General features: G+C 72.0%; 19 protein-coding genes. 9 read left to right on the plus strand and 10 right to left on the minus strand.

Annotated features, from left to right (window positions below; translation table 11 throughout):
- Positions 1 to 15: 15 nt before the first annotated feature.
- Positions 16 to 393 (minus strand): MerR family transcriptional regulator, encoded by a 378-nt coding sequence (locus AB0I28_RS11610; protein WP_357492180.1) that lies wholly within the window; start codon positions 391 to 393, stop codon positions 16 to 18.
- Between the two features lie 54 nt (positions 394 to 447).
- Here AB0I28_RS11610 and AB0I28_RS11615 point away from each other — a divergent pair, with 54 nt between their 5' ends.
- From AB0I28_RS11615 to AB0I28_RS11630, 4 genes are all read left to right on the plus strand, one after another.
- Positions 448 to 1566: an alkene reductase gene (locus tag AB0I28_RS11615; protein WP_357492182.1), complete on the plus strand. Its 1119-nt coding sequence runs from the start codon at positions 448 to 450 to the stop codon at positions 1564 to 1566.
- 157 nt (positions 1567 to 1723) lie between these two features.
- A complete protein-coding gene (locus AB0I28_RS11620) occupies positions 1724 to 2221 on the plus strand; it encodes a hypothetical protein (protein WP_357492184.1) in 498 nt (165 codons plus the stop codon).
- 26 nt (positions 2222 to 2247) lie between these two features.
- Positions 2248 to 2784 carry a GNAT family N-acetyltransferase gene (locus tag AB0I28_RS11625; RefSeq protein ID WP_357492186.1) on the plus strand — a complete coding sequence of 179 codons (537 nt, stop codon included), beginning with the start codon at positions 2248 to 2250 and terminating at the stop codon, positions 2782 to 2784.
- Positions 2785 to 2786: 2 nt separating this feature from the next.
- Positions 2787 to 3959 (plus strand): cytochrome P450, encoded by a 1173-nt coding sequence (locus tag AB0I28_RS11630; protein WP_357493260.1) that lies wholly within the window; start codon positions 2787 to 2789, stop codon positions 3957 to 3959.
- On the opposite strand, the gene bioD is transcribed toward AB0I28_RS11630, so the two are convergent.
- The 4 genes from bioD to AB0I28_RS11650 form a co-directional block, all read right to left on the minus strand.
- Entirely contained in the window at positions 3907 to 4566 is a 660-nt protein-coding gene (gene bioD / locus AB0I28_RS11635; RefSeq protein ID WP_357492188.1) for a dethiobiotin synthase, read from the minus strand. The two genes, AB0I28_RS11630 and bioD, sit on opposite strands and share 53 nt — an antisense overlap.
- Positions 4563 to 5690, minus strand: a complete 1128-nt coding sequence (locus AB0I28_RS11640) for an aminotransferase class I/II-fold pyridoxal phosphate-dependent enzyme (protein ID WP_357492190.1) — start codon at positions 5688 to 5690, stop codon at positions 4563 to 4565. The genes bioD and AB0I28_RS11640 overlap by 4 nt, the downstream gene beginning before the upstream one ends.
- On the minus strand, positions 5687 to 7018 hold the full coding sequence (bioA, locus tag AB0I28_RS11645; RefSeq protein WP_357492192.1) for an adenosylmethionine--8-amino-7-oxononanoate transaminase: 1332 nt from the start codon (positions 7016 to 7018) through the stop codon (positions 5687 to 5689). The genes AB0I28_RS11640 and bioA overlap by 4 nt, the downstream gene beginning before the upstream one ends.
- A 61-nt stretch (positions 7019 to 7079) precedes the next feature.
- Positions 7080 to 7724, minus strand: coding sequence for a DUF3159 domain-containing protein (locus AB0I28_RS11650; protein WP_357492194.1), 645 nt, complete (start codon positions 7722 to 7724; stop codon positions 7080 to 7082).
- A gap of 145 nt (positions 7725 to 7869) precedes the next feature.
- Here AB0I28_RS11650 and AB0I28_RS11655 point away from each other — a divergent pair, with 145 nt between their 5' ends.
- On the plus strand, positions 7870 to 8889 hold the full coding sequence (locus AB0I28_RS11655; protein WP_357492196.1) for a hypothetical protein: 1020 nt from the start codon (positions 7870 to 7872) through the stop codon (positions 8887 to 8889).
- A 149-nt stretch (positions 8890 to 9038) separates the two neighbouring features.
- On the opposite strand, the gene AB0I28_RS11660 is transcribed toward AB0I28_RS11655, so the two are convergent.
- Positions 9039 to 10622 carry a serine/threonine protein kinase gene (locus tag AB0I28_RS11660; RefSeq protein WP_357492198.1) on the minus strand — a complete coding sequence of 528 codons (1584 nt, stop codon included), beginning with the start codon at positions 10620 to 10622 and terminating at the stop codon, positions 9039 to 9041.
- A gap of 76 nt (positions 10623 to 10698) precedes the next feature.
- The gene (locus tag AB0I28_RS11665; RefSeq protein ID WP_357492200.1) at positions 10699 to 12186 is read right to left on the minus strand and encodes an alpha/beta hydrolase; all 1488 of its coding nucleotides are present in this window, start codon (positions 12184 to 12186) and stop codon (positions 10699 to 10701) included.
- A gap of 93 nt (positions 12187 to 12279) precedes the next feature.
- Here AB0I28_RS11665 and AB0I28_RS11670 point away from each other — a divergent pair, with 93 nt between their 5' ends.
- The 4 genes from AB0I28_RS11670 (at position 12280) to AB0I28_RS11685 (ending at position 15104) form a co-directional block, all read left to right on the plus strand.
- On the plus strand, positions 12280 to 12756 hold the full coding sequence (locus tag AB0I28_RS11670; RefSeq protein WP_357492202.1) for an Rrf2 family transcriptional regulator: 477 nt from the start codon (positions 12280 to 12282) through the stop codon (positions 12754 to 12756).
- A gap of 79 nt (positions 12757 to 12835) precedes the next feature.
- Positions 12836 to 14065: an MFS transporter gene (locus AB0I28_RS11675; protein ID WP_357492204.1), complete on the plus strand. Its 1230-nt coding sequence runs from the start codon at positions 12836 to 12838 to the stop codon at positions 14063 to 14065.
- A 23-nt stretch (positions 14066 to 14088) separates the two neighbouring features.
- Entirely contained in the window at positions 14089 to 14538 is a 450-nt protein-coding gene (locus tag AB0I28_RS11680; protein WP_357492206.1) for a carboxymuconolactone decarboxylase family protein, read from the plus strand.
- 89 nt (positions 14539 to 14627) lie between these two features.
- Positions 14628 to 15104, plus strand: coding sequence for a cupin domain-containing protein (locus tag AB0I28_RS11685; RefSeq protein ID WP_357492208.1), 477 nt, complete (start codon positions 14628 to 14630; stop codon positions 15102 to 15104).
- A 56-nt stretch (positions 15105 to 15160) separates the two neighbouring features.
- Here the strand turns inward: AB0I28_RS11685 and AB0I28_RS11690 are convergent, their stop codons facing one another.
- The 3 genes from AB0I28_RS11690 to sbcD form a co-directional block, all read right to left on the minus strand.
- Entirely contained in the window at positions 15161 to 16093 is a 933-nt protein-coding gene (locus AB0I28_RS11690; protein ID WP_357492210.1) for a hypothetical protein, read from the minus strand.
- Between the two features lie 62 nt (positions 16094 to 16155).
- Positions 16156 to 18594 carry an SMC family ATPase gene (locus AB0I28_RS11695; RefSeq protein WP_357492212.1) on the minus strand — a complete coding sequence of 813 codons (2439 nt, stop codon included), beginning with the start codon at positions 18592 to 18594 and terminating at the stop codon, positions 16156 to 16158.
- Positions 18591 to 19745, minus strand: coding sequence for an exonuclease subunit SbcD (gene sbcD / locus AB0I28_RS11700; RefSeq protein ID WP_357492214.1), 1155 nt, complete (start codon positions 19743 to 19745; stop codon positions 18591 to 18593). The genes AB0I28_RS11695 and sbcD overlap by 4 nt, the downstream gene beginning before the upstream one ends.
- Between the last annotated feature and the right edge of the window lie 5 nt (positions 19746 to 19750).

The following is a 19750-nucleotide window of genomic DNA, read 5'->3' on the forward strand; positions in this document are numbered from 1 at the left end:
CGCACGCGCCGGTCCTTACGACCGGCCGACCCCGGCGGGCCCGTGCGCGGCGCCGAGGATGCGGTCGAGGACGACGAGGGAGTCGCCGAGCTCGCCCATCTGGCGGACGATGCGCTCACGGACGGTCGTGAGTTCGGCGACCAGGTCGGGCGCGGGCTCGGCGTAGGGTTCGCTGCCGTCGCCGCTGACGCAGCCGAGTACCTCGCTGATGCAGGAGCTGCGCAGGCCCGCGGAGTACAGCAGCTGGATGCGCGCCACCCGGTTGACGTCCTCGGCGGAGAAGTCCCGGTAGCCGTTGGCGCCGCGCGCGGGCTTGAGCAGACCCTGCTCCTCGTAGTAGCGCAGGGAGCGGATGCTCACGCCGGTCCGCTCGGCCAGTTCCCCGATCCGCATGTGACGGATACTACCTTGACCCTCACGTCGGTGTGAGGCTTTATCGTCACTTACATGTATGAGCAAATAATTCCCTCGCCGCTGCTGACCCCCTACCGCTCGGCCCACCTCAACCTGCCCAACCGCGTCGCGATGGCCCCGATGTCGCGCGCCAGAGGCGACCTGGCCGGCCTACCGCACGCCCTCACCGGCGCCTACTACGCCCAGCGCGCCGGCGCGGGGCTCATCGTCACCGAAGGGCTGTGGCCGAACTGGCACGGCCGTGGCGGCCCGTGGATCCCCGGCATGGCCTCGCGGGAGCACTCCGAGGCGTGGAAGCCGGTCACCACCGCCGTGCACGCCGCCGGCGGCCGCGTCTTCGCGCAGCTGTGGCACGTCGGACGCCTCAGCCACCCAACCCTCAACCCCGACGCCGACGCGCCACTGGCGCCCTCCGCCGTCGCCGCCCCCGGCCAGACCCACCTCGAACACGGCAAGGCCCCCTTCGTCACACCACGCGCGATGACCCTCGCCGACATCGACCGCACGATCGCCGACTACGCCGCCTCGGCGAAACTCGCCGTCGACGCCGGCTTCGACGGCGTGGAGATCCACGGCGCCAACGGATACCTCATCTCGCAGTTCCTCTCCGACAACGCCAACCTCCGCGCCGACGGCTACGGCGGCGACGCGACGGGCCGCATCCGCCTCGCCGTCGAGATCACCGAGGCCGTCGCCGACGCGGTGGGCGCCGGCCGCGTGGGACTGCGCCTGTCGCCCGGCAACCCCGAGAACGGGCTCGTCCAAGCCGACCCGGCGGCCACCGCCCGCCCGCTGGTCGACACCGTCGACCGCCTGGGCCTGGCCTACCTGCACATCAGCGAGAAGAGCGCCTACCCGGCGCTGGCCGACCTGCGACCGCGCTGGAACGGCACCCTCATCGGCAACTACGACCCGGCCGAGGCGACCACCCGCGAACAGGGCGAGCGAATGATCGCCGAAGGACTGGCCGACGTGGTCGCCTTCGGGCGGCTGTTCATCGCCAACCCCGACCTGCCGCTGCGGTTCGCCACCGGCGCCGCGCTCGCCCCGGTCGACGAGCCGAGCGTCTACATCGGCGGCGCCCGAGGCTATGCGGACTATCCGGCGGAGGCGGCGATGCGTCTCCACGCGGGCGAATCCGCGCGAGTGTGAGGCGACGGGGGCGGTCCGCCGCCCCCGAACCGCCACACCCGGGTGAGTCCGGCCTCCACCCTTGTGGCGTATTACCCACTGAACGGGGACATTCGCGCCGACCACATGGGACGATCACCCGAAACCACAAGGGTGTGCACGTGTCAGGAGGCGGCCCGTGGCAGGTGGGAGCACGTCGTTGTACTTCCGCCCGACCTGGAGACAGGTATGCGGGCGGGGACTGTTCGCCGGTGTCCTGGTGGCCGCGGTCGCGGCGCTCTTCCTGCTGTGGGAGGTGTTCGCCGGAACCGTCGAGCCGCCGGACTTCCTGCCGATCCCGGCGGGCTTCCTGCTCGGCGCGGCCTTCGCGATGCCGCTGGCCTACCGAAGCGGCGCGAGCGTCGACGAGTCGGGCGTCCACCCGATCGCGGTGGGGCGGGCCGCCGCCGGGTACGCGCCCTGGACGAGCATCGTCGAGATCCGCCCCGAGCGGCGCGGCACCCGGACCGTGCCGGTGATCTACCTGAAGGACGGCCGGACGCTGCGCATGCGCGCGCCCTACACCGGCCGGGTCTTCGCCGCCGACTCCCACTTCGACGAGAAGGTCTTCATGCTCCGCAACCTCTGGGAGACCTACCGCTCGTGGCTGCCGCAGCCCGGCGGCGGCGGTCGTTGACGACCGTCGCCGGTAACCTTTCGCGCATGTCCCACGATCTGAGCGGCCTGGTCCTGCGCCCCTGGCGGGTCGAGGAGGCCCCGCTCCTCCACGCCTTCCACCACGACCCGCTGATGCGCACGCAGGCTCAGTTCGACGACGTCGAGGGCGCGCGGGCCTGGATCGAGTGGGTCAAGGGGCTCGACAACGGATACGCCTTCGCCATCGCCGGTCCCGACGACAGGCCCTGGGGATCGATCGGCGTCACCAACATCGACAAGCACGACAACGCCTGGGTCTGGTACGCCACCCACGCAGAGGTGCGCGGCAAGGCGGTGGCCACCGACGCGCTGCGCGGCGCCTCCGCCTGGGCGCACGGCCTCGGCGTCCACCGGCTCGAACTCGGCCACCGGCTCGACAACCCCGCCTCCTGCAAGGTCGCCACCCGCGCCGGATACGCCGCCGAGGGCCGCCAGCGCGGCAAGCTCGTCCACGACGGCGTGCGCTTCGACACCGAGATGCACGCCCGCCTGGCAGGCGACCCCCTGCCCGAGCCGGGCCGGCCGGTCACCGTGCGCCCGTGACGCTGCACCGGCTCTGGGAGCGGGAGGCCGCCGCCCCGGTCTGGCGGCAGGGCGGACAGGTCGTCGTCGCCGACCACGCCCTCGTCCGCCGGGTCCTCAACGACCAGGCCGCCTTCGCCCCCGACAACGCGCTGGACGCGGTCACCCCCGTCCCGGTGGCGGCGTTGCGGGTCCTGTCCCGCAACGGCTTCCGGTTGCCGGCGACCCTCGCCAACAACGGCACCGACACGCACCCCGCCCTGCGCGCGATCGTCGGGGAGGCCATGACCCCGGCACGCGTCGACGCGCTGCGCCCCTGGCTGACCGGCGTGGTCCGCCGCCGCGTCGCCGGCCTCTCGGCACGGTTGCGCGAAGGCGGCACCGTCGACCTCTACGACACGCTCGCCGCCGACCTGCCCCTGCTCGCCCTCGCCCGGCTGATCTCCATGCCCGCGCAGGACGTCGCGGTCGTCAAGGCCTTCTCCCGCGCCGCCCTCGAACTGTTCTGGGCGCCCCTCGACACCCCGCGCCAGGAGCGCCTGGCACACATCGTCGGCGAGCACCACGCGCGATTGCGCGAACTGGCGCGCACCGCGCCGGAAGGGCTCGTCGCCGACCTGCGCGCGCACTGCGGCCCTGGCGGCGAGGACCAGGTCGTCGCCGCGCTGTTCTTCCTGCTCGTCGCCGGCCAGGAGACGACTTCGCAGTTCCTGACCCTCCTCCTGCACCGCCTGGCAACCGAGCCGGACGTGTGCGACGGCCTCGCCGACGGCCGCCACGAGGTCGCCGACGTCGTCGAGGAAGGACTGCGGCTCGTACCGCCGATCGTCAGCTGGCGGCGGGTCGCGGCCGGCGACACCGAACTCGGCGGCCTGCGCGTCCACGCCGGAGAGAGCGTCCTGCTCTGGCTCGGCGCGGCCGGACGGCAGGCCGCGAGCGGCGACTTCACGCCCGGCCGGCGCGGATCCCGGCGGCATCTCGCCTTCGGCGCCGGCGCCCACCGCTGCCTCGGCGCGCACCTGGCCCGGATGGAGTCGGCCGTGGTCGTCGCCGAGGCGGCGCCACTGCTGCGCGGCGCCGAAGTGGTGAAGGCGCCGGACTGCCCGGACAACATGTCCTTCCGCATGCCCGACGCCCTCGTGATCACAAAGTCCCGTACAGCGCCCCGGTCAGCCAGCCCGGAGCGGCGGCGCTGAACTCCGCGAGCGACAGCCTCCCGGCGTTCTCCGGGACGACACCGGCCAGCCCGCCCGACATCTCCGCGAGCGTGACCAGGTTCGTCTCATGCACGGCCTCCGGCTCCGACGGCATCGCGCCGACCACCACGTGCGCGCCGATACCGCGCGCGTCGAGGGCCTCCAGGGTCAAGGCGGTGTGATTGAGCGTCCCCAGACCGGCCCGGGCCACGACGATCGCGGGCGCGCCCAGCGTCGAGCACAGGTCGGCCACGGTCCACCCGCGCTCGCCCATCTGGACGAGCAGCCCGCCGGCGCCCTCGATGAGCAGCACGTCGGCCTCGGTGGCGTAGACCGCTTTGATCACTTCGGTCATCGGCAGGGGAGCGGCGCCGCAGGCGCGCGCCGCCGCCAGCGGGCTCAGCGCGTCGGGGTAGGCGGCCAGCGCCCGGACGTCGGTGATCCCGGTGAGGCGGGCGACGGTGCCGGCGTCGTCGTCGCCTCCCGACTGCGCCGGTTTGAGGACGGCGACGCGCAGCCCGGCCGACTGCGCGGTGGCCGCGATTGCGGCGGTGACGATGGTCTTGCCGACTCCGGTGTCGGTGCCGGTGACGATGAGTGGGGTCATGGCCGTGCCTCCGCGATGGTCTTGAGGGCGCGCTCGAAGTCGGTGCGGTCGATCCCGGCGTTGACGGTCAGCCGGAGCCGGGAGGTCGAGTCCGGTGTGGACGGCGGCCGGAAGCAGCCGACGGCCACGCCGGCGTCCCGGCAGCGCGCCGCCCAGGCCACGGCCTCGGCGGCGCCCGGAGCGGGCACCGAGAGCACGCCCGCGGCGGGAGCGGCGACTCCGAGGGCCTTCGCCGCCTCGCCCGACCGGGCGGGGACCTCGGCGCGCAGGGCCTCGTCGGCTACGGCGATGTCGAGCGCGGCGTGCGCGCCGGCGGCCACGGCCGGTGGGAGAGCGGTGTCGAAGATGAAGGTGCGCCCGGTGTCGACGAGGTGCCGGCGCAGCGCCGCCGGCCCCACCACGACGCCCCCGGCGGCGCCCAGCGCCTTCGACAGGGTCGCGGTGACCGCCAGTCCCGGCGCGCCGGTCAGCCCGGCGGCGGCGACACCGCCCGCGCCGCCCGGCCCGATCACGCCCAGAGCGTGTGCCTCGTCGACGAGCAGGACCGCGCCGTGCGCGCTGGTCACCTCGTGCAGCGCGGCCAGCGGCGCGAGGTCGCCGTCGACGGAGTAGACCGACTCCACCAGCACCACCGCGTGCCGGCCGCAGGCCGCTCGCAGCATCGCGTCGAGGGTGTCCACGTCCGAATGCGGCAGCACCTCGGGCACCAGCCCGGCGAGGCCGCAACCATCCACAAGGGACGCGTGCGCGTGCTCGTCGCGGATCAGCGTCGTGCCCGTGCGGCACAGTGCCCGCACCGCCCCGAGATTGGCCAGATAGCCCGAGGAGTACACCAGACCACGCCCGCCGGGACCGCCCAGCAGCGCGCCCAGCCGCACCTCCAGGGCCTCGTGCGCCTCGGTGGAACCGCGGACCAGCCGCGAGCCCGTCGCCCCGAGCCCGTAGGCGTCGAGCGCCGCGCGAGCCGCGTCGAGCACCACCGGATGCCGCGAAAGGCCGAGATAGTCGTTGCCCGCCAGGTCCACGAGTCCGTCGGCGGGCGATCGCGGCACCAGCGTCCGAGTGAGCCCCGCCTTGGCGCGCAGGCCGGCCTTGCGGTCGAGGACGTCCCACCACGAACTCACGCGTAGACCTCGGCGATGGCCTCGTCGAGGGCGCCGACCAGCAGCTCGGCCTCCTCGTCGCGCAGTGCCAGCGGCGGCATCAGCACCACCGAGTTGCCCAGCGGCCGCAACCACACACCGCGCTTCTTCGCCGCGCGGCACACCGCGACACCGGCACGCTCGCCCTTGTCGGCGACGTCGACGGCGGCCATCACGCCGAGGCGGCGGATGTCGGTGACGGCCTCGCGCTCGGCCAGCGGCGCCAGCAGCACGCCGAGCCGGTCGCCGAGCTTCTCGGCGTGTTCGACGAGCGAGCGCTCCCTCATCAGCCGCAGGTTGGCCAGCGCGGCGGCCGCGCACAGCGGGTTGGCGGTGTAGGTGTGCCCGTGGAAGAAGGTGCGGGCCTCGGCGGGCGCGCCGAGGAAGGCCTCGTAGACCTCGTCGGTGGTCAGCACCGCCGAGAGGGGCAGGTAGCCGGCGGTGAGGCCCTTGGCGGCGATGAGCAGGTCGGGGACGATCCCGGCGTGCTCGCTGGCCCACATGCGCCCGGTGCGGCCGACGCCGACGGCGACCTCGTCGCAGATGAGCAGGGCGCCGTGCCGGTCGGCGATGCGGCGGGCCGCGGCGAGGTAGGCGGCGTCGTAGGTGAGGATGCCCGCGGCGGCCTGCACCATCGGTTCCAGGATGATCGCGCAGACCTCTTCGCCGTGCTCGGCCATGACCTTCTCCAGGCCCGCGGCCGCCTCGGCGGCGGCTTCGGCCTCGCCGGTGGCGCGACGGTCGAAGTCGGCGGGGGAGGGAGCCTCGACGGTCTTGAGCAGCAGCGGTTTGTAGGTGGCGTGGAACAGGTCGATGCCGCCGACGCTGACCGAGCCGAGCGTGTCGCCGTGATAGGCCTGGGCGAGGCGCACGAACAGGGGTTTGGCGCGGCCGGTCTGCACGGAGTACTGGTAGGCCATCTTGAGCGCGGCCTCGACCGCCGAGGAGCCGTCGCCGGCGTAGAAGACCTTGCCGAGGGCGCGGTCGCCGCGGGGCGCGGTGGCCAGCAGCTCCTCGGCGAGTTCGATGCCCGGGCGGTGCGTCGCGCCGAGGAAGGTGGCGTGGTCGAGGCGGCCGAGCTGGTCGCGGATCGCGGCGTCGATGGCCGGTTCGCGGTGGCCGAAGGTGGTGACCCACAGGGAGGAGACGCCGTCGAGGTACTTGTTGCCGTCGATGTCGTAGAGCCAGGGACCCTCGGCGCGTTCGACGACGGTGGGTTCGTCGTCGAGCCAGCGGCTGTGCTGGGTGAACGGGTGCCAGACGGCGGCGGCGTCGCGGGCGAGCCAGGCGCTGCTCTCGGTCTTCGGCACTTCGAGCCCTCCTTTTGTAGGTTTCATACGACCTTGTTTGGAGGGTACGACAGGCGGTGCGTCAGTCCACTCGCGGATGCCTGATGCCGGGGTGGTCCGGCGGCAGTGAGCGGCGCAGCACCCACCAGCTGACCGCCAGGCACGCCGCGATCAGGGGCCAGGTCATCACCACGCGGGCGGCGGTCAGCCAGGCGACCTGGCCGGCCCACCATAGGGGCAGGAAGACCGCCAGGCGCAGCACGTACTGGAAGACCCAGACGACACTGGCGCGGCTGTAGGCGCGCAGAAGGTCGGGGTCGCGACGCCAGCGGGTCTTCTGTCCCAGGGCCGCGCCGACGATCAGGCCGAGGAAGGGCCGGCGCACCACGATGGAGATGAGCCAGGCGAGGACGCTGGCGCCGTTGCTGAGGATCTGCAGGAGGAAGAAGTCCTCGGCGCGGCCGGTGTAGATCGCGATGAGTCCGGCGACGCACACGCCGAGTAGTCCGATGAGGACCGCGCGGGGGCGCGTGCCCCGTCGCCATCGCCATGCGGCGACAATGGCACCCACGACGAGTGCGGAGACGACCCCGATCCCGATCGAGTGGCCGGAGACGAGCCATCCCACTCCGAAGGCCGCAGGCGGTAGCGTGGCGTCAACCGCGCCGCGGCGCCCACCCAGTAGCGCGGTGAGAGAGTCCGGCCGTTCGAGGTCGTGGGCACTCACCCGCACACCGTCCAAGGTCGTCGAAGTGGCAGATCGCGTAGGTCGAAACGAGAATTGAGGTTAGGCAAGCCTAAAGGTTCACCCCGGTCGCGGCCAGTGTCCGGGGCCACTGTGAAGATCGACAAGAAGATGGCAGGATGCGCAGATGCTCGGTACCAAGCGCCTGACCGACCAGCAGCTGGACGATCTGATCGCCCGGCTCGGTCGTGTTGACTTCGGACGCTGGCGCGAGGGCGATCTGGTGCGGGCGATGGAGTTCCTCGGCTGGGAACTCCACCGAGGCCAGGCCGGGGAGGAGGGCCTCGGGGCGTTGCGCGCCGAGACCGGCTACACCACCGGCGCGGCCTTCGCGGACATGGTTCCGTCGTCGGCGAACATCAACACCGACGCGGAGTACTACGCGATCGAGCTGATGGTGCTGAAGTCCGCCGAGCGCGGCAAAGCCGGGGAAGAACACCGGATGATCGTATTCCGTGAGGTTCTGCGCCGGATCTTGAGAGTCCTCGGGCAGCCCGACATCCGCGGCGGCGACGGCGGCCCCTGGGTCCGCTGGCGCGACCCGGTCGCCACGCTCGAACTGCATCTGCGCCGCTTCTACGGCGGAGTGAGCCTGCGGATCCTGGCGACCGAGGCGATGGAGGCCCTCGAAGGGCGCAACATCGTGCACGGCGACACCTCCGGCTGGCGGGCCTACAGCCGCGACGACACCGAGCTTCCCGGCGAGCCGGTCGTCAAGGACATCGCCGAGTTCGCCGACCGCCTCACCGGCTGCATCAACGACATGGCCGGCGACATGCCGATCATGGACACCGCGGCGACGCTGATCCTGCGGACCAACGACTGGTCGGGCCGCTTCGTGCAGACCGTCGTGGACGGCTCCATCCGGGTCGAGGCCTCCGACGCGGTCCGCGACCCTTATCGCGGCGGGCTCGGACGTCTGGCCGACCTGGGCTTTCGGCCCCCCGGCGGCGGTGTGCCGACCTGGTCGAGGACCTTCGAGCACGGCAACCGCGCCGACTCGGCCGCCGCGGCGCACATGCTCGTCGAAGGCCTCAAGCTCTTCGGGATCGACGACCTCTTCGACATCCAGTACGACGGCTTCACCGCCGACGGCGAGCGCCTCTACCTGCCGGTGCTGGGCATCGCGGGGCGCTCGGCCTTCTAGTCGGGCGAGTGCGGGGTCGGCCGGTCTCAGGGCATCCGGCCGGCGGCCCACAGATCTCCGACGATTCCCACCGCGCCGATGCTAGCCGGGCATGGAGAACCGGGCGGCCCGAAGGCGCGCCCGGTTCGAGTCCACGGTGGACGGCGGGATCAGTAGTCGATGCCCTGCTCGTCGAACTTGTCCTTGCAGCCCTCGTTGTAGAAGACCTCGACCGTCTCGCCTGGTTTGAGCATCGTGCCCGCGGCGGGCTCCTGGGTGTAGGAGGTGCACTTGGTTCCGTCGCCGCCGTCGCCGAGCTTGACCTTGAATGCGAGGCCGCGCTTCTCGACCCAGGCGCGGGCGTCGGGCACGTTCATGTCGGAGCCGGGGGGAGAGACCGGGGGCACCTCGGCCGTCGCCTCGTCGTCGCCGCCCTCGTCGCCCCCGTCATCGGAGGGCTCGCCCCCGGAGTCGGGGTTGTCGCTGTGCTCAGGGTCGGTGCTCTCGTCGCCGGTGTTGTCGTCACCCTCGTTCGAGCCGTCGCCGGTGTTGTCGCCACCGCTGTTGTCGGTCTCGCTGGTGCCGGGGTCTCCGCCCAGGTTCCCGGAGGTGTCGCCGCCGGTCCCGTCATTGTCGCCGCCCAGGTTCGACAGCAGCACGGCACCCAGTACGACGACCACGACCGCGGCCGCGACCGCCAGGAAGATCGGCGTCTTGCTCTTGCCCGATCCGGAACCGGCGACGCGCGCCGGCGGGGGAGCGGCGGGCGGCGAAGCCGCGGCGGCCCGCAGCGCGGCCTTGGCCTCTTTCGGCGTGCGGACCGGAACGGCCGCGGCGCCGGCGATCTTGGTCGTCTTCGCGGCGGGCGCGGCGGTCTTGGGCATGACCCTGGTCAGCGGCGCGTCGGTCAGCGGCGTGATCGCCGCCATCGACGCGGTGGTCTCACCCTTGGGGATGAGGCCGTTGAGGGCCTTGGCGAAGGTGAGGCAGTCGGGGTAGCGGTCCTCGGGCTTCTTGCGCAGCGAGCGCAGTACCGCCGCCGCGAGCGCGGGCGGGGTGCTCTCGGGCAGGTCGGGCACCGGGTCGCGCAGCTGCTTGATGGCCACCGACATGGGCGTGGTGCCGTCGAAGGGCAGCTCGCCGACGATGCAGCGGTAGGTGACGATGCCGAGCGAGTACTGGTCGCTGGCCGGGACCGGCCGCTCGCCGGAGACCTGCTCGGGGGCCATGTAGTAGGCCGTGCCGATGACGGTGCCGTCGGCGGTGAGCGTCATCGACATGTCGGTGCGGGCGATGCCGAAGTCGGTGAGGACGACCGTGCCGTCCTCCTTGACGATCAGGTTGTCGGGTTTGATGTCGCGGTGCACGATCCCCCGTTTGTGCACCGCGTTGAGCGCCTGGGCGGCCTGGACGACGATGCCGGCGGTCCGCTCGACCGTCATCGTCTCCTTCTCGTCGCGCAGGATGTCCCCGAGCGAGCGGCCGGGCACGAACTCCATGACGAGGAAGGCGCTGCCCTCGCTCTGCCCGAAGTCGTAGATGTCGACGACGTTGGCGTGGTGGATCTGGGCGAGCGTGCGCGCCTCGGCCTCGAAGCGGGCCTGCTGTTCTGAGTTGTCGCGCAGATTGGCGTGCAGCATCTTCACGGCCACGGTGCGGTGCAGCGTCAGGTCTTCACCGCGCCACACCTCTCCCATGCCGCCGGCGCCGATGCGCTCATCGAGTCGGTAGCGGCCGTTGATGGTCTTCGTCATCGGCGTGTTTTCTCCCCCAAGCCGTCGGTCGTGAACTCGCCACACGATAGACGCTTGCGGTACGTGAAGGCGTTGTCTACCTTGCGGGGCAAACGGTCCCGGGTGGGGGGACCGTCAGGTCTGTCAGATACCCGTTGACGGCATCGGCGATGCACGGCGTCTTGGGATAGGCGGTGTGCCCTTCGCCTTCCCAGGTCAGCACCTCACCGGTGCCCAGCTGGGCGGCGAGTTTGGCGGTGTTGGCGTAAGGCGTCGCGGGGTCGCCTTTCGTACCAACCACGACGATTGTAGGCCCGCCGGTCGAGGCGCCCGTCGGATAGGGGTCGCGTGGCGCCTGCCACAGCGCGCAGGCCAGCAGAGTGGTGGCCAGCGGGGCGCCGAACATCGGGTATGAGGCCCGCCACGTGGTCTGCAGGCCCCGGACCGACTCGGCGGTCTCGACGGTGGCGTCGTCGGAGCAGTTGACCGCGTTGAAGGCGTCGGTGGAGTTGTCGTACTCCCCGCTGGGGGAGCGTCCGACGTAGCCGTCGGCGATCTGGAAGACCAGGGAGGGGTCGCCGGCGGCGGCTTCGGACAGGCCCGCCGAGAGATAGGGCCAGGCGCTCTCGTCGTAGAGGGCGGCGATGACCGCGGTCAGGATCCAGCCGGAGGTGGCCTGGCGGCCGTTGGACACCGCCGGGCTGGTCGTGGCCTTGGCTAGCAGGTCCATGACGTACTTGCGCGGGTTCGGGCCCAGCTCGCAGGTCGAGCCGCGCTCGGTGCACCAGGCGGCGAAGTTGTCGAAGGCCAACTCGAAGGCGGCGGCCTGGCCCTCGCTGGTGGCCACGTCGTCGAGGCCGGGGTCGACGGCGCCGTCGAGGACGGCCGCGCGGAGCTTGGCGCCGTTCTGCTGGGCGTAGATCGAGCCGAGCAGGGTGCCGTAGGAGTAGCCGAGGTATGTCAGCTTCTCGTCACCGACGGCGGCGCGGATCGCGTCGATGTCGTGGGCGGCCTGGACGCTGGCGTAGCGCGCGAGGCCGTCGCCGTAGGCGGTGTAGCAGTCGCTGACGGCCTGGTTCTGGAGCGCGACCAGCGCGTTGAAGTCGGCGTCGGACACCGGGTCGGGCGCGAAGCCGTTGATGGCGTCCTTGTCGGCGTCGGAGATGCAGTCGACGGGCGTGGAGCGCCCGACGCCGCGCGGGTCGAAGCCGACGATGTCGAAGCGGGAGAGGATCTCGGTCGGCAGCGTATCGGCGAGGTAGGCGGCGAAGTCGACGCCGGAGCCGCCGGGCCCGCCGGGGTTGATGACCAGTGAGCCGATCCGCTCGGTCTGGCGGTCGTTGCGGGCGCGCAGGAGCGCGATCTCCATCTTCTCGCCGTTGTCGGGGGCGTTCCAGTCGGCGGGAACCGTGATCATGGCGCATTCCAGCGTGGTGCCCCGTACGCGGTCGACGTCCTCGCACTCGCCCCAGTCGGCGCCGGCGGCCGGTGGCCGGAGTTCGGCGGTCTGCCCGGCGCAGGCGGTCGCCAGAAGGAGTACACCGATCGAGAGTGCCGTGATCCGGCGAACGCGTCCCCATTGCATCGCCCTACCCAACCACAGTGGAGTGAGCGTCGGCCCGGCGACTCGCGGCGGGGGAGTTGCACCGGAGATCATGGACATGTAATGTCTAGAACTATGAAGATGAACGAGGGCGTCGAGTGGGCGCTGCACAGCTGCGTCAATCTCACCTGGGTCGACCCCGACCGCGCGGTGACCGCCGCGCGGCTCGCCGCCTTCTACGACCTCCCCGCCGCCTACCTGAACAAGCAGCTCCAGGCACTCGCCCGGGCGGGGATCCTCACGTCGATCTCGGGGCCGCGCGGCGGCTTCCGGCTGGCCCGCCCGCCCGAGCGGATCAGCCTCATGGACGTCGTCACCGCGATCGAAGGTCCCGAGGACGCCTTCCGCTGCACGCAGATCCTGCGGAAAGGGCCCGGGGGAGACCCGGATGTGGACTACCGGTCCGTCTGTCTGGTCTCGCAGGCGATGGGACGCGCGGATCTGGCCTGGCGCCGGGAACTGGCCGGCCAGACCATCGCCGACGTGAAGGCCTCGGTCGAGGCCGCCTATCCCGACGCGCCCGAGCGCACCCGCAAGAGGCTCACCGAATAAGCGAAGGGCTGGAATCCGGCCCTTTCCCTCGCTTAGATTCTGGACATTCCAGATCCTGATTACACAGTTTGGAACAGACATGGCGACCATCACCCGCCCCATGGCGATCGCACCGGCGGCCGTCCGCCCACGCGCCGCCCGCGCCACCGTCCCCGCCGTCTGGCTCGTCGTCCTCTCGGCACCGCTCGCCCTGAGCGCCAACAGCCCCGCCATGATCCTGCCGACCCTCGCCGCCGACCTCTCCGTGTCCCTGTCCACCGTCTCCTGGCTCGTGTCGGCCTTCGGCTGGGCCATGGCCCTGGGCACCCCGCTCATGGGCGGCCTCGTCCGCCGTCGCGGCATCCGCGCGGTCCTGCTCACCGGCAGCGGTCTCACCGCCGCGGGCACCGTTCTGGCCGCACTCTCCCCGTGGCTCCCGCTCCTGCTCGCCGGACGCGCCCTCCAGGCCCTCGGCGGCTCGGCGCTGGTCGCCGTCGCCATGAACCTCGCTGGCGGCTCCCCGCGCCGAATGGGCCTCATCGCCGCGGGCTTCGGCGTCCTCGGCGCGACCGGCCCCCTCGTCGGCGCGACCCTCACCTCCGCGGCGTCCTGGCACGTCGCCTTCGCCGTCCAGGCCGTCACCCTCCTGGCCGTCCCCGCCGTCCTGCGCCGCGACCTCCCCTCGGTCGCCGACCCCGGCAGCCGTTTCGACGCCACCGGCGCGGCGCTGCTGGCCGTGCTGGTCACCGCCCTGGTCGCCGTCCCGCACTACCCCCTCGCCGGCGCCGTCGGCGTCCTGCTGGCCGCCGTCCCGCTCGAACTGCGCATCCGCGCCAACCCCGAGGGCTTCGTCCCGGCCGCGCTACTGCGCACCCCCGCGTTCCTCGTCAGCAGCGGCCTGACCCTGCTGCTGTCCACCTCCTACTTCGCGATGCTGTTCGCCGTCCCCAGGCTCCTCGGCGCCGCCACCACCTGGTCGACCGGCGCGATCGGCGCCGGCCAGATGGCCGCGATGATCACCGGCTCGGCACTCGTCTTCGGCTTCGCCGCGATCTCCCCGCGCCTGCCCCACCGGCTCATCGCGCCCCTCCTCGTCGGCATCGGCACCCTCGCCCTGGCCCTGGCCCTCGTCACGCCCTGGGCGCCACTGCTGCTGGCCGTCTCCACCCTGTCCCTGCTCGCCAGTTCCGGAGGACAGGCCGTCCTCGGCGTCCGCGCCATGCGAGCCGCCCCCGAGGGCCAGCGGCCCGTCGCGATCGGGCTGTTCAACCTCGCCTTCCAGCTCGGGGGAGCCTTCGGGCCCACCCTCGTCGTACTGCTCGCCGTCTGAACACATCGCAAAAGGAGAAGACCATGACCCGCCGCCTGCCCACCTTCGCCGAGCACGCCGCCAAGGGCTACCGCGCCATGCTCGACATCGGCGCCTACCTCGGCGCCAGCGAACTGCCGCACCGGATCCTCGAACTCGTCAAACTCCGCGTCAGCCAGATCAACGGCTGCGGCTTCTGCGTCGACATGCACAGCCACGAGGCTGCCGCCGCGGGTGAGACCGCCACCCGGCTCTACGCGGTCGCCGCCTGGCGCGACACGCCCTTCTTCACCGAGGACGAACGGGCCGCGCTCGCCTTCGCCGAGGCCGCGACCCGCATCGCCGACGGCGGCCACGTCGGCGACGAGGTGTGGGCCGAGGCCGAGAGGCACTTCGACGAGGGACAACTGGCCGCGCTCGTCATGTCCGTGTCGACCATCAACGCCTGGAACCGGATCAACGTGGCGCTGGCGAACCCCGCGCCCACCAGGTGAGTGGGAGGCGTCACGCGACCGACGCTTGACGCCTATATTCAGGACGCGTAATATCCAGGATAGAAGCTATCGAGAATTAGGAGCCCGCGATGACCGACATCACCCTCTCCCGCGCCACCGAGGCCGAGACCCTCACCAGCGACCCGGCCGCGATCATCACCCTGCTCGCCGACTCCGGCACCACCGGCGGCGCCATCACCGCCAACCGCTCGAAGTTCACCGAGGGATCCTTCGGCGCGCCGCCCCACTTCCACGCCCGCGCCACCGAGGCCTTCTTCGTCCTCGGCGGGCGGCTTCAGGTGCTCACCGGCGAGGAGATCGTCACCCTCTCCGCCGGCGACTTCCTGGTCGTGCCGCCCGAAACGCCGCACGCCTTCGCACCCGCCCCGGGACACGAGGCCGACGTCCTCGTCGTCTTCACCCCCGGCAACGACCGCTTCGACTACTACCGGCTTCTCGACCGCCTCGCCCGCAAGGAGGCCACCTACCAGGACCTCAGGGACTCCCAGGAGCGTTTCGACAACCACTACACCGAGAGCGCGGTCTGGAGCGGCCGCAAAGGCTGAGCCCGATCACCTCGCGCGAACGGAAAAAGGGCGGCACCGAAAGGTGCCGCCCTCCTTCATGCCCGAGGTAAACGAGCCGCCGCGCGCAGACCGCGCTGAAGCAGCCGCTGATCGCCCAGCAGCGCCCGCAGGCGCTTCTCCAGGCCGGCGATCGGCGTGAGGTTCTGCGGCGCCCTGGGATCCTTGTACGGCGTGGAGGCCAGCCGGGGCAGAACGCGCGAGGAGCTGTCGGCGAGCTTCGTCACCTGATCGAGGGTCAGGTCGACCGAGGCCTCCAGCCGGACCAGGCCGGCGGCCGGCACGTCGGCGCCCGGCAGTCGCAGATACCAGCTGTAGCGCTCCCACGACGTGTCCAGCGCGAACACCGGCGTGCGCTGCCCGGCGGCCAGCGAGTTGACCACCCGGATCAGCTCCGGCGCGAGGTACTGCACCCGGTGGGACTTGATGTAGCCGAGCGCGCGCGGCACGTGGGCCCGGCCGTGCAGCGGCCCGTCGACGATGAGCAGCTCGTCCTCACCGGCGCCGGCCTCGTCGGTCACCGAGATCTCCAGCCCCCGCAGGTGGGTCTGCACGGCGTTGACCAGGTCGCCGGTCTCCGCCTCTCCGACCCGGTGGGCGGTGTAGACGGCCGTGGGGTGAGCACGCAGCGAAGGCGCGTCCTTGGTGGACGTGAACAGCCCGTGCATCACCCTGCTGGCCACGACCTTCGCCCCGCCGGCCGGCGAGCAGCGCACGACCCCGGCGGCGTAGGACGCGCAGATGCCCGGCCTCGCCTCGCCGTTGTCGTCGGGTGTCAGCCACAGGTGCGCGTCGAGGCGGCGGACGCCGTCGACGAGCAGGACCGACGTGGGAACGGTCGTGTCGACCGGATCGCGCGGACCCCACTCGGCGAGCGGGACCTCGATCCCGGCGTCGACCTTGGCCTTCGACTGCTGGACGCCGTCGGGGGACACGTAGGCGGGATCCCACGCGTCGACCTGGATGTGCATAAGCCGCCCTCAAAGTCTCGTCGCACGACAACGGTGCCGCCGCGAGCCGGTGCGCGCACCCGCTACGTCACCACCTTCTCGACCCTCGCGCCCGCCGCGTCCTTGGTGACCTCGAAGCGAATCGGGATCCGGTCGGCGAGCGCGGGCACGTGCGTGACGACGCCGACCATCCGGTCGCCCTTGACGGCCAGCGCCTCAAGAGTCGTCGCCACAGTGTCCAATGTGGACGCGTCCAGGGTACCGAAGCCCTCGTCGAGCATGATCGACTCAAGGTGGGCCGTACCCGCCGACATCCCCGCGAGCTGCCGCGACAGCGCGAGCGCCAGCGCCAGCGAGGCAGCGAAGGTCTCCCCGCCCGACAGCGTGTACGCCGGCCGCTTCTGCCCGGCGTCATGGTGGTCGACCACGTAGAACTGGTCGCCCTCGTACTCCAGGTCGTACTGCCCGCCGCTGAGGTCGCGCAGGATCGCCGTGGCGTCCTCCAGGAGGATGTCCAGCGCCGCGCGCGTCAGCCAGGCGAGGAAGTTGCGCGCGTTGAGGTGCCGCGCCAGCTGCTCGGCGACCAGCGCCTCGCCCTGCTTCTCCTCCCGGTCCAGCCTCAGCTGCCCGGCCTGCTCGCGCTGCTTGACCAGCTGCTTGTAGTCGTGCTCGGCCTGCGACAGCGCCCGGGCGGCCTCGGTCAGGTAGTCCGAACCGTCCGCGCTCGACGGCACCGGCCGGTCGGCCTCGGCCAGCAGCGACAGCAACTCGTCATCGACGGCCGCCGCGTTCGCCCGGGCCTTCTCGACCTCCGCCCTGGCCTCGCCGTGCAGGCTCAGGGCCTCCGTCAGGCGCTCGCCGACCCAGCCCGCGAGGTCGTCCCAGGCGGCGCGCAGGTCGCGGCGGTCCGCCGGTGGTGGGCCGAGCCGGGCGAGCCGGTCGCGGGCGGTGTCGAAGGTCAGCCACTCCTTGGCGACCCGCTGCCGTACCGCGTCCAGGCGGGACTCGGCCTTGCGGTGCTGTTCGCGGGCGGCGGCGAGGGCGCGGCCCGCCTCGGTCAGCGCCAGGCGCTGCCGCTCGGCCTCCTCGATCGCGGCGATGGTCTCGGCGCGGCCGGGCACGCCTTCGAGGCGCTTGGCGGTGGCGGCATGCTCGGTGACCAGCTCTTCGAGCAGGGAGATCCCGTTCTGGAGCTGCGTCTCGGCCTTGGTGAGCAGGGTGGCCGCCGCGGTGTGCTCGTGTCGGGCGAGCTCGTGCGCCTTGCCCGCCAGCTCCAGGGCTTTCGCGGGCAGGGGCGCGGGCAGCTCGTCGACGCGCCGGTCGCAGACCGGGCACGGCTCGCCGGCCACGAGGTGCGGGCGCAGCGCGGCGGCGACGTCGGTGGTCCTGGCGGCCTCCAGCGCGGCCTCGGCGTGCTTCGCCGCGTCGGCCGCCGTCTCGGCGGCCTTCCTCGCGGCCCCGGCGGCGGTCTCCATCTCGGCGACCTTGCGGCGGCCCTTCTCGATCCGGGCGGTCTTGGCCTCGTGCTCGTCGTAGGCGTTCAGCAGGGCCTGGAAGCGCGCCGGATCGCTCTCGCCGAGCGTGGTCCGCAGCCGTCCCTCGGCGTCCTCGGCGGCGTCGCGGGCGGCGCCCGCCTCGGCCACCGCCGTCTCGGCCTCGGCGACGGCCTGCGTGGTGCTCTCCAGGTCCACCGGAGGGCTCACCGCGCGCAGCACGGCCAGGTGCTCCTCGACGTCGCCGAGGGTCTTTCGGGCGACCTCCACGGCCGCGCGGGCCTCGCGCAGTTCGGGGACGCGTTCCTTGAGCCGCGACTCCAGCCGCCGGGTGCGCTCGATCTGGTCGGAGGCGGCGGCGATCTCCTCCTCGCCGACGGCGCCGAGCTCGGCGAGCTGCCGGTCGAGCTGATCAAGGCCGCCCTTGGCGGCGCTGGCGCGGGTGTTGGCCTGCTGGCCGATCTTCTTGTACACGTCCAGGCCGAGCAGGTTCTCCAGGATCTTCTGGCGCTCGGCGTTCTTGGCGCGCAGGAACTCCGCGAAGGCGCCCTGCGGCAGGACGACGCACTTGGTGAACTGGTCGTAGGGCAGGCCGATGACCTGCTCGACGCGCGCGGCCATCTCCGATGGCGAACCGGCCAGGACCTGGCCGAGCTTGGCGGCGTCGACCTCGTCGATCTTCGAGACGTCGACGCCCTCGGGGATGCGTTCGAGGCCCGCGCTGAAGGTCGACACGTCCCCTTTGGAGTTGCGGCGGACGACACGGGTGGCCACATAGCGCTTGCCGCCGGCGGCGAAGATCAGCCGGACCCGGGCCTCACCGGTCGAGGGCGCCAGGGCGTCGCGCACGCCGGTGCCGTTCCAGCGCGGGACCTTGCCGTAGAGGGCGAAGCAGATCGCGTCGAGGACGGTCGACTTGCCCGCGCCGGTCGGGCCGACCAGGGCGAAGAAGTCGGTGTCGGTGAAGTCGAGGGTCGTCTGCTTGCGGAACGCGGCGAAGCCGATCACGTCGAGCCGAAGCGGCCTCATGAGCTGGCCTCGTCGTACAGCTTGTCGAACAACTCGGCCACCTTCTCGTCCTCGTACCCGTTGTCGGTCAGGTAGTCCCCGAACAGTTCGCGCGGGGACCGCCCGGCCCGTCTCGCCACGGACTTGCCCGCGCCCCCGTCGAGCATGCTCGGATCGATGCGGACCTCGACGGCGTTGGGGAACAGCTCCTGGACCTCCTCGCGCAGGCCCGCGCGCGGCTTCTCCTTGATGTAGACGCGCAGCAGTGCGTCGGCGTCGATGCGGCCGTCGGCCTTTTCCTTCTTGAGGCCTTCGAGTTCGCCCCGGTAGGTGCGCAGCTTGGCGGCGCTCTTCAGCGGCACGTGCCGCACCACCGCAGGGGTGGAGACGGTCACGTCGATCATGAGCACGCCCGGCACGGCGTCCTCCTCGCCGAAGTCGACGATGATCGGCCCGCCCGAGTAGCGGATCGGGCACGGCCCGTCGATGCGCTGTCGCTTGTGGATGTGCCCGAGAGCGACGTAGTGCGTCGTCGGCGGGAAGATCGTCGCCGGGATGTTGTAGGAGGCCACCGTGTGCGCCTCGCGCTCGGTGCGGCCCAGTTTCGACCCGTAGACGGTCAGGTGCCCGGTGACCAGGTTGACCGCGTTCTTGTCGAAACCGCCGGTGAGCGCGGCGAAGAGGCGGCGGACGTGGTCGGCATAACTCTGGTCGGCCTCGGCGGCGGTCAGCTCGAACATCTCCGTGGCGCGCACGGCGTAGCGCTGGGAGATGAAGGGCAGGGCGGCGCAACGCCAGGCCTCGCCCTCGCGGGTGGTGCCGCCGACCAGGTGGTCCTTGGCGGTGCCGATCTTGCCGCGCACGATGATCCCGGCGGCCTCGGCCCAGGTGCGCAGGGCGTCGATGGCCGGGCCGTTGTCGTGGTTGCCGGCGATGGCGATCACGTCGGCGCCGGTCCCGCGCAGTGCGCTGAGGCTGTCGTAGAGCAGGGCTTCGGCCTGGGCCGACGGCGCGGAGGTCTCGAAGAGGTCGCCGGCCACGATCACCAGGTCGGGCTTGTCCCGCTCGGCGATCTCGACCATCTCCCTCATCACGGCCCGCTGCTCGGGCAGTCGCGACTGTCCCTTGAGGACCTTGCCAAGATGCCAGTCCGAGGTGTGCAGAATGCGCACTTTAG

This window comes from Phytomonospora sp. NPDC050363 (genome assembly GCF_040655735.1).
Lineage (GTDB): Bacteria > Actinomycetota > Actinomycetes > Mycobacteriales > Micromonosporaceae > Phytomonospora.

Bases quoted from the DNA above. Each gene is read 5' to 3' on its own strand.
- bioD (WP_357492188.1), bottom strand. From the start codon at position 4,566: ATGACCCCACTCATCGTCACCGGCACCGACACCGGAGTCGGCAAGACC.
- AB0I28_RS11665 (WP_357492200.1), bottom strand. From the start codon at position 12,186: ATGCAATGGGGACGCGTTCGCCGGATCACGGCACTCTCGATCGGTGTA.
- AB0I28_RS11670 (WP_357492202.1), top strand. From the start codon at position 12,280: ATGAAGATGAACGAGGGCGTCGAGTGGGCGCTGCACAGCTGCGTCAAT.
- AB0I28_RS11685 (WP_357492208.1), top strand. From the start codon at position 14,628: ATGACCGACATCACCCTCTCCCGCGCCACCGAGGCCGAGACCCTCACC.
- AB0I28_RS11610 (WP_357492180.1), bottom strand. From the start codon at position 393: ATGCGGATCGGGGAACTGGCCGAGCGGACCGGCGTGAGCATCCGCTCC.
- AB0I28_RS11690 (WP_357492210.1), bottom strand. From the start codon at position 16,093: ATGCACATCCAGGTCGACGCGTGGGATCCCGCCTACGTGTCCCCCGAC.
- AB0I28_RS11615 (WP_357492182.1), top strand. From the start codon at position 448: ATGTATGAGCAAATAATTCCCTCGCCGCTGCTGACCCCCTACCGCTCG.
- AB0I28_RS11680 (WP_357492206.1), top strand. From the start codon at position 14,089: ATGACCCGCCGCCTGCCCACCTTCGCCGAGCACGCCGCCAAGGGCTAC.
- AB0I28_RS11675 (WP_357492204.1), top strand. From the start codon at position 12,836: ATGGCGACCATCACCCGCCCCATGGCGATCGCACCGGCGGCCGTCCGC.
- AB0I28_RS11660 (WP_357492198.1), bottom strand. From the start codon at position 10,622: ATGACGAAGACCATCAACGGCCGCTACCGACTCGATGAGCGCATCGGC.
- AB0I28_RS11695 (WP_357492212.1), bottom strand. From the start codon at position 18,594: ATGAGGCCGCTTCGGCTCGACGTGATCGGCTTCGCCGCGTTCCGCAAG.
- AB0I28_RS11655 (WP_357492196.1), top strand. From the start codon at position 7,870: ATGCTCGGTACCAAGCGCCTGACCGACCAGCAGCTGGACGATCTGATC.
- AB0I28_RS11625 (WP_357492186.1), top strand. From the start codon at position 2,248: ATGTCCCACGATCTGAGCGGCCTGGTCCTGCGCCCCTGGCGGGTCGAG.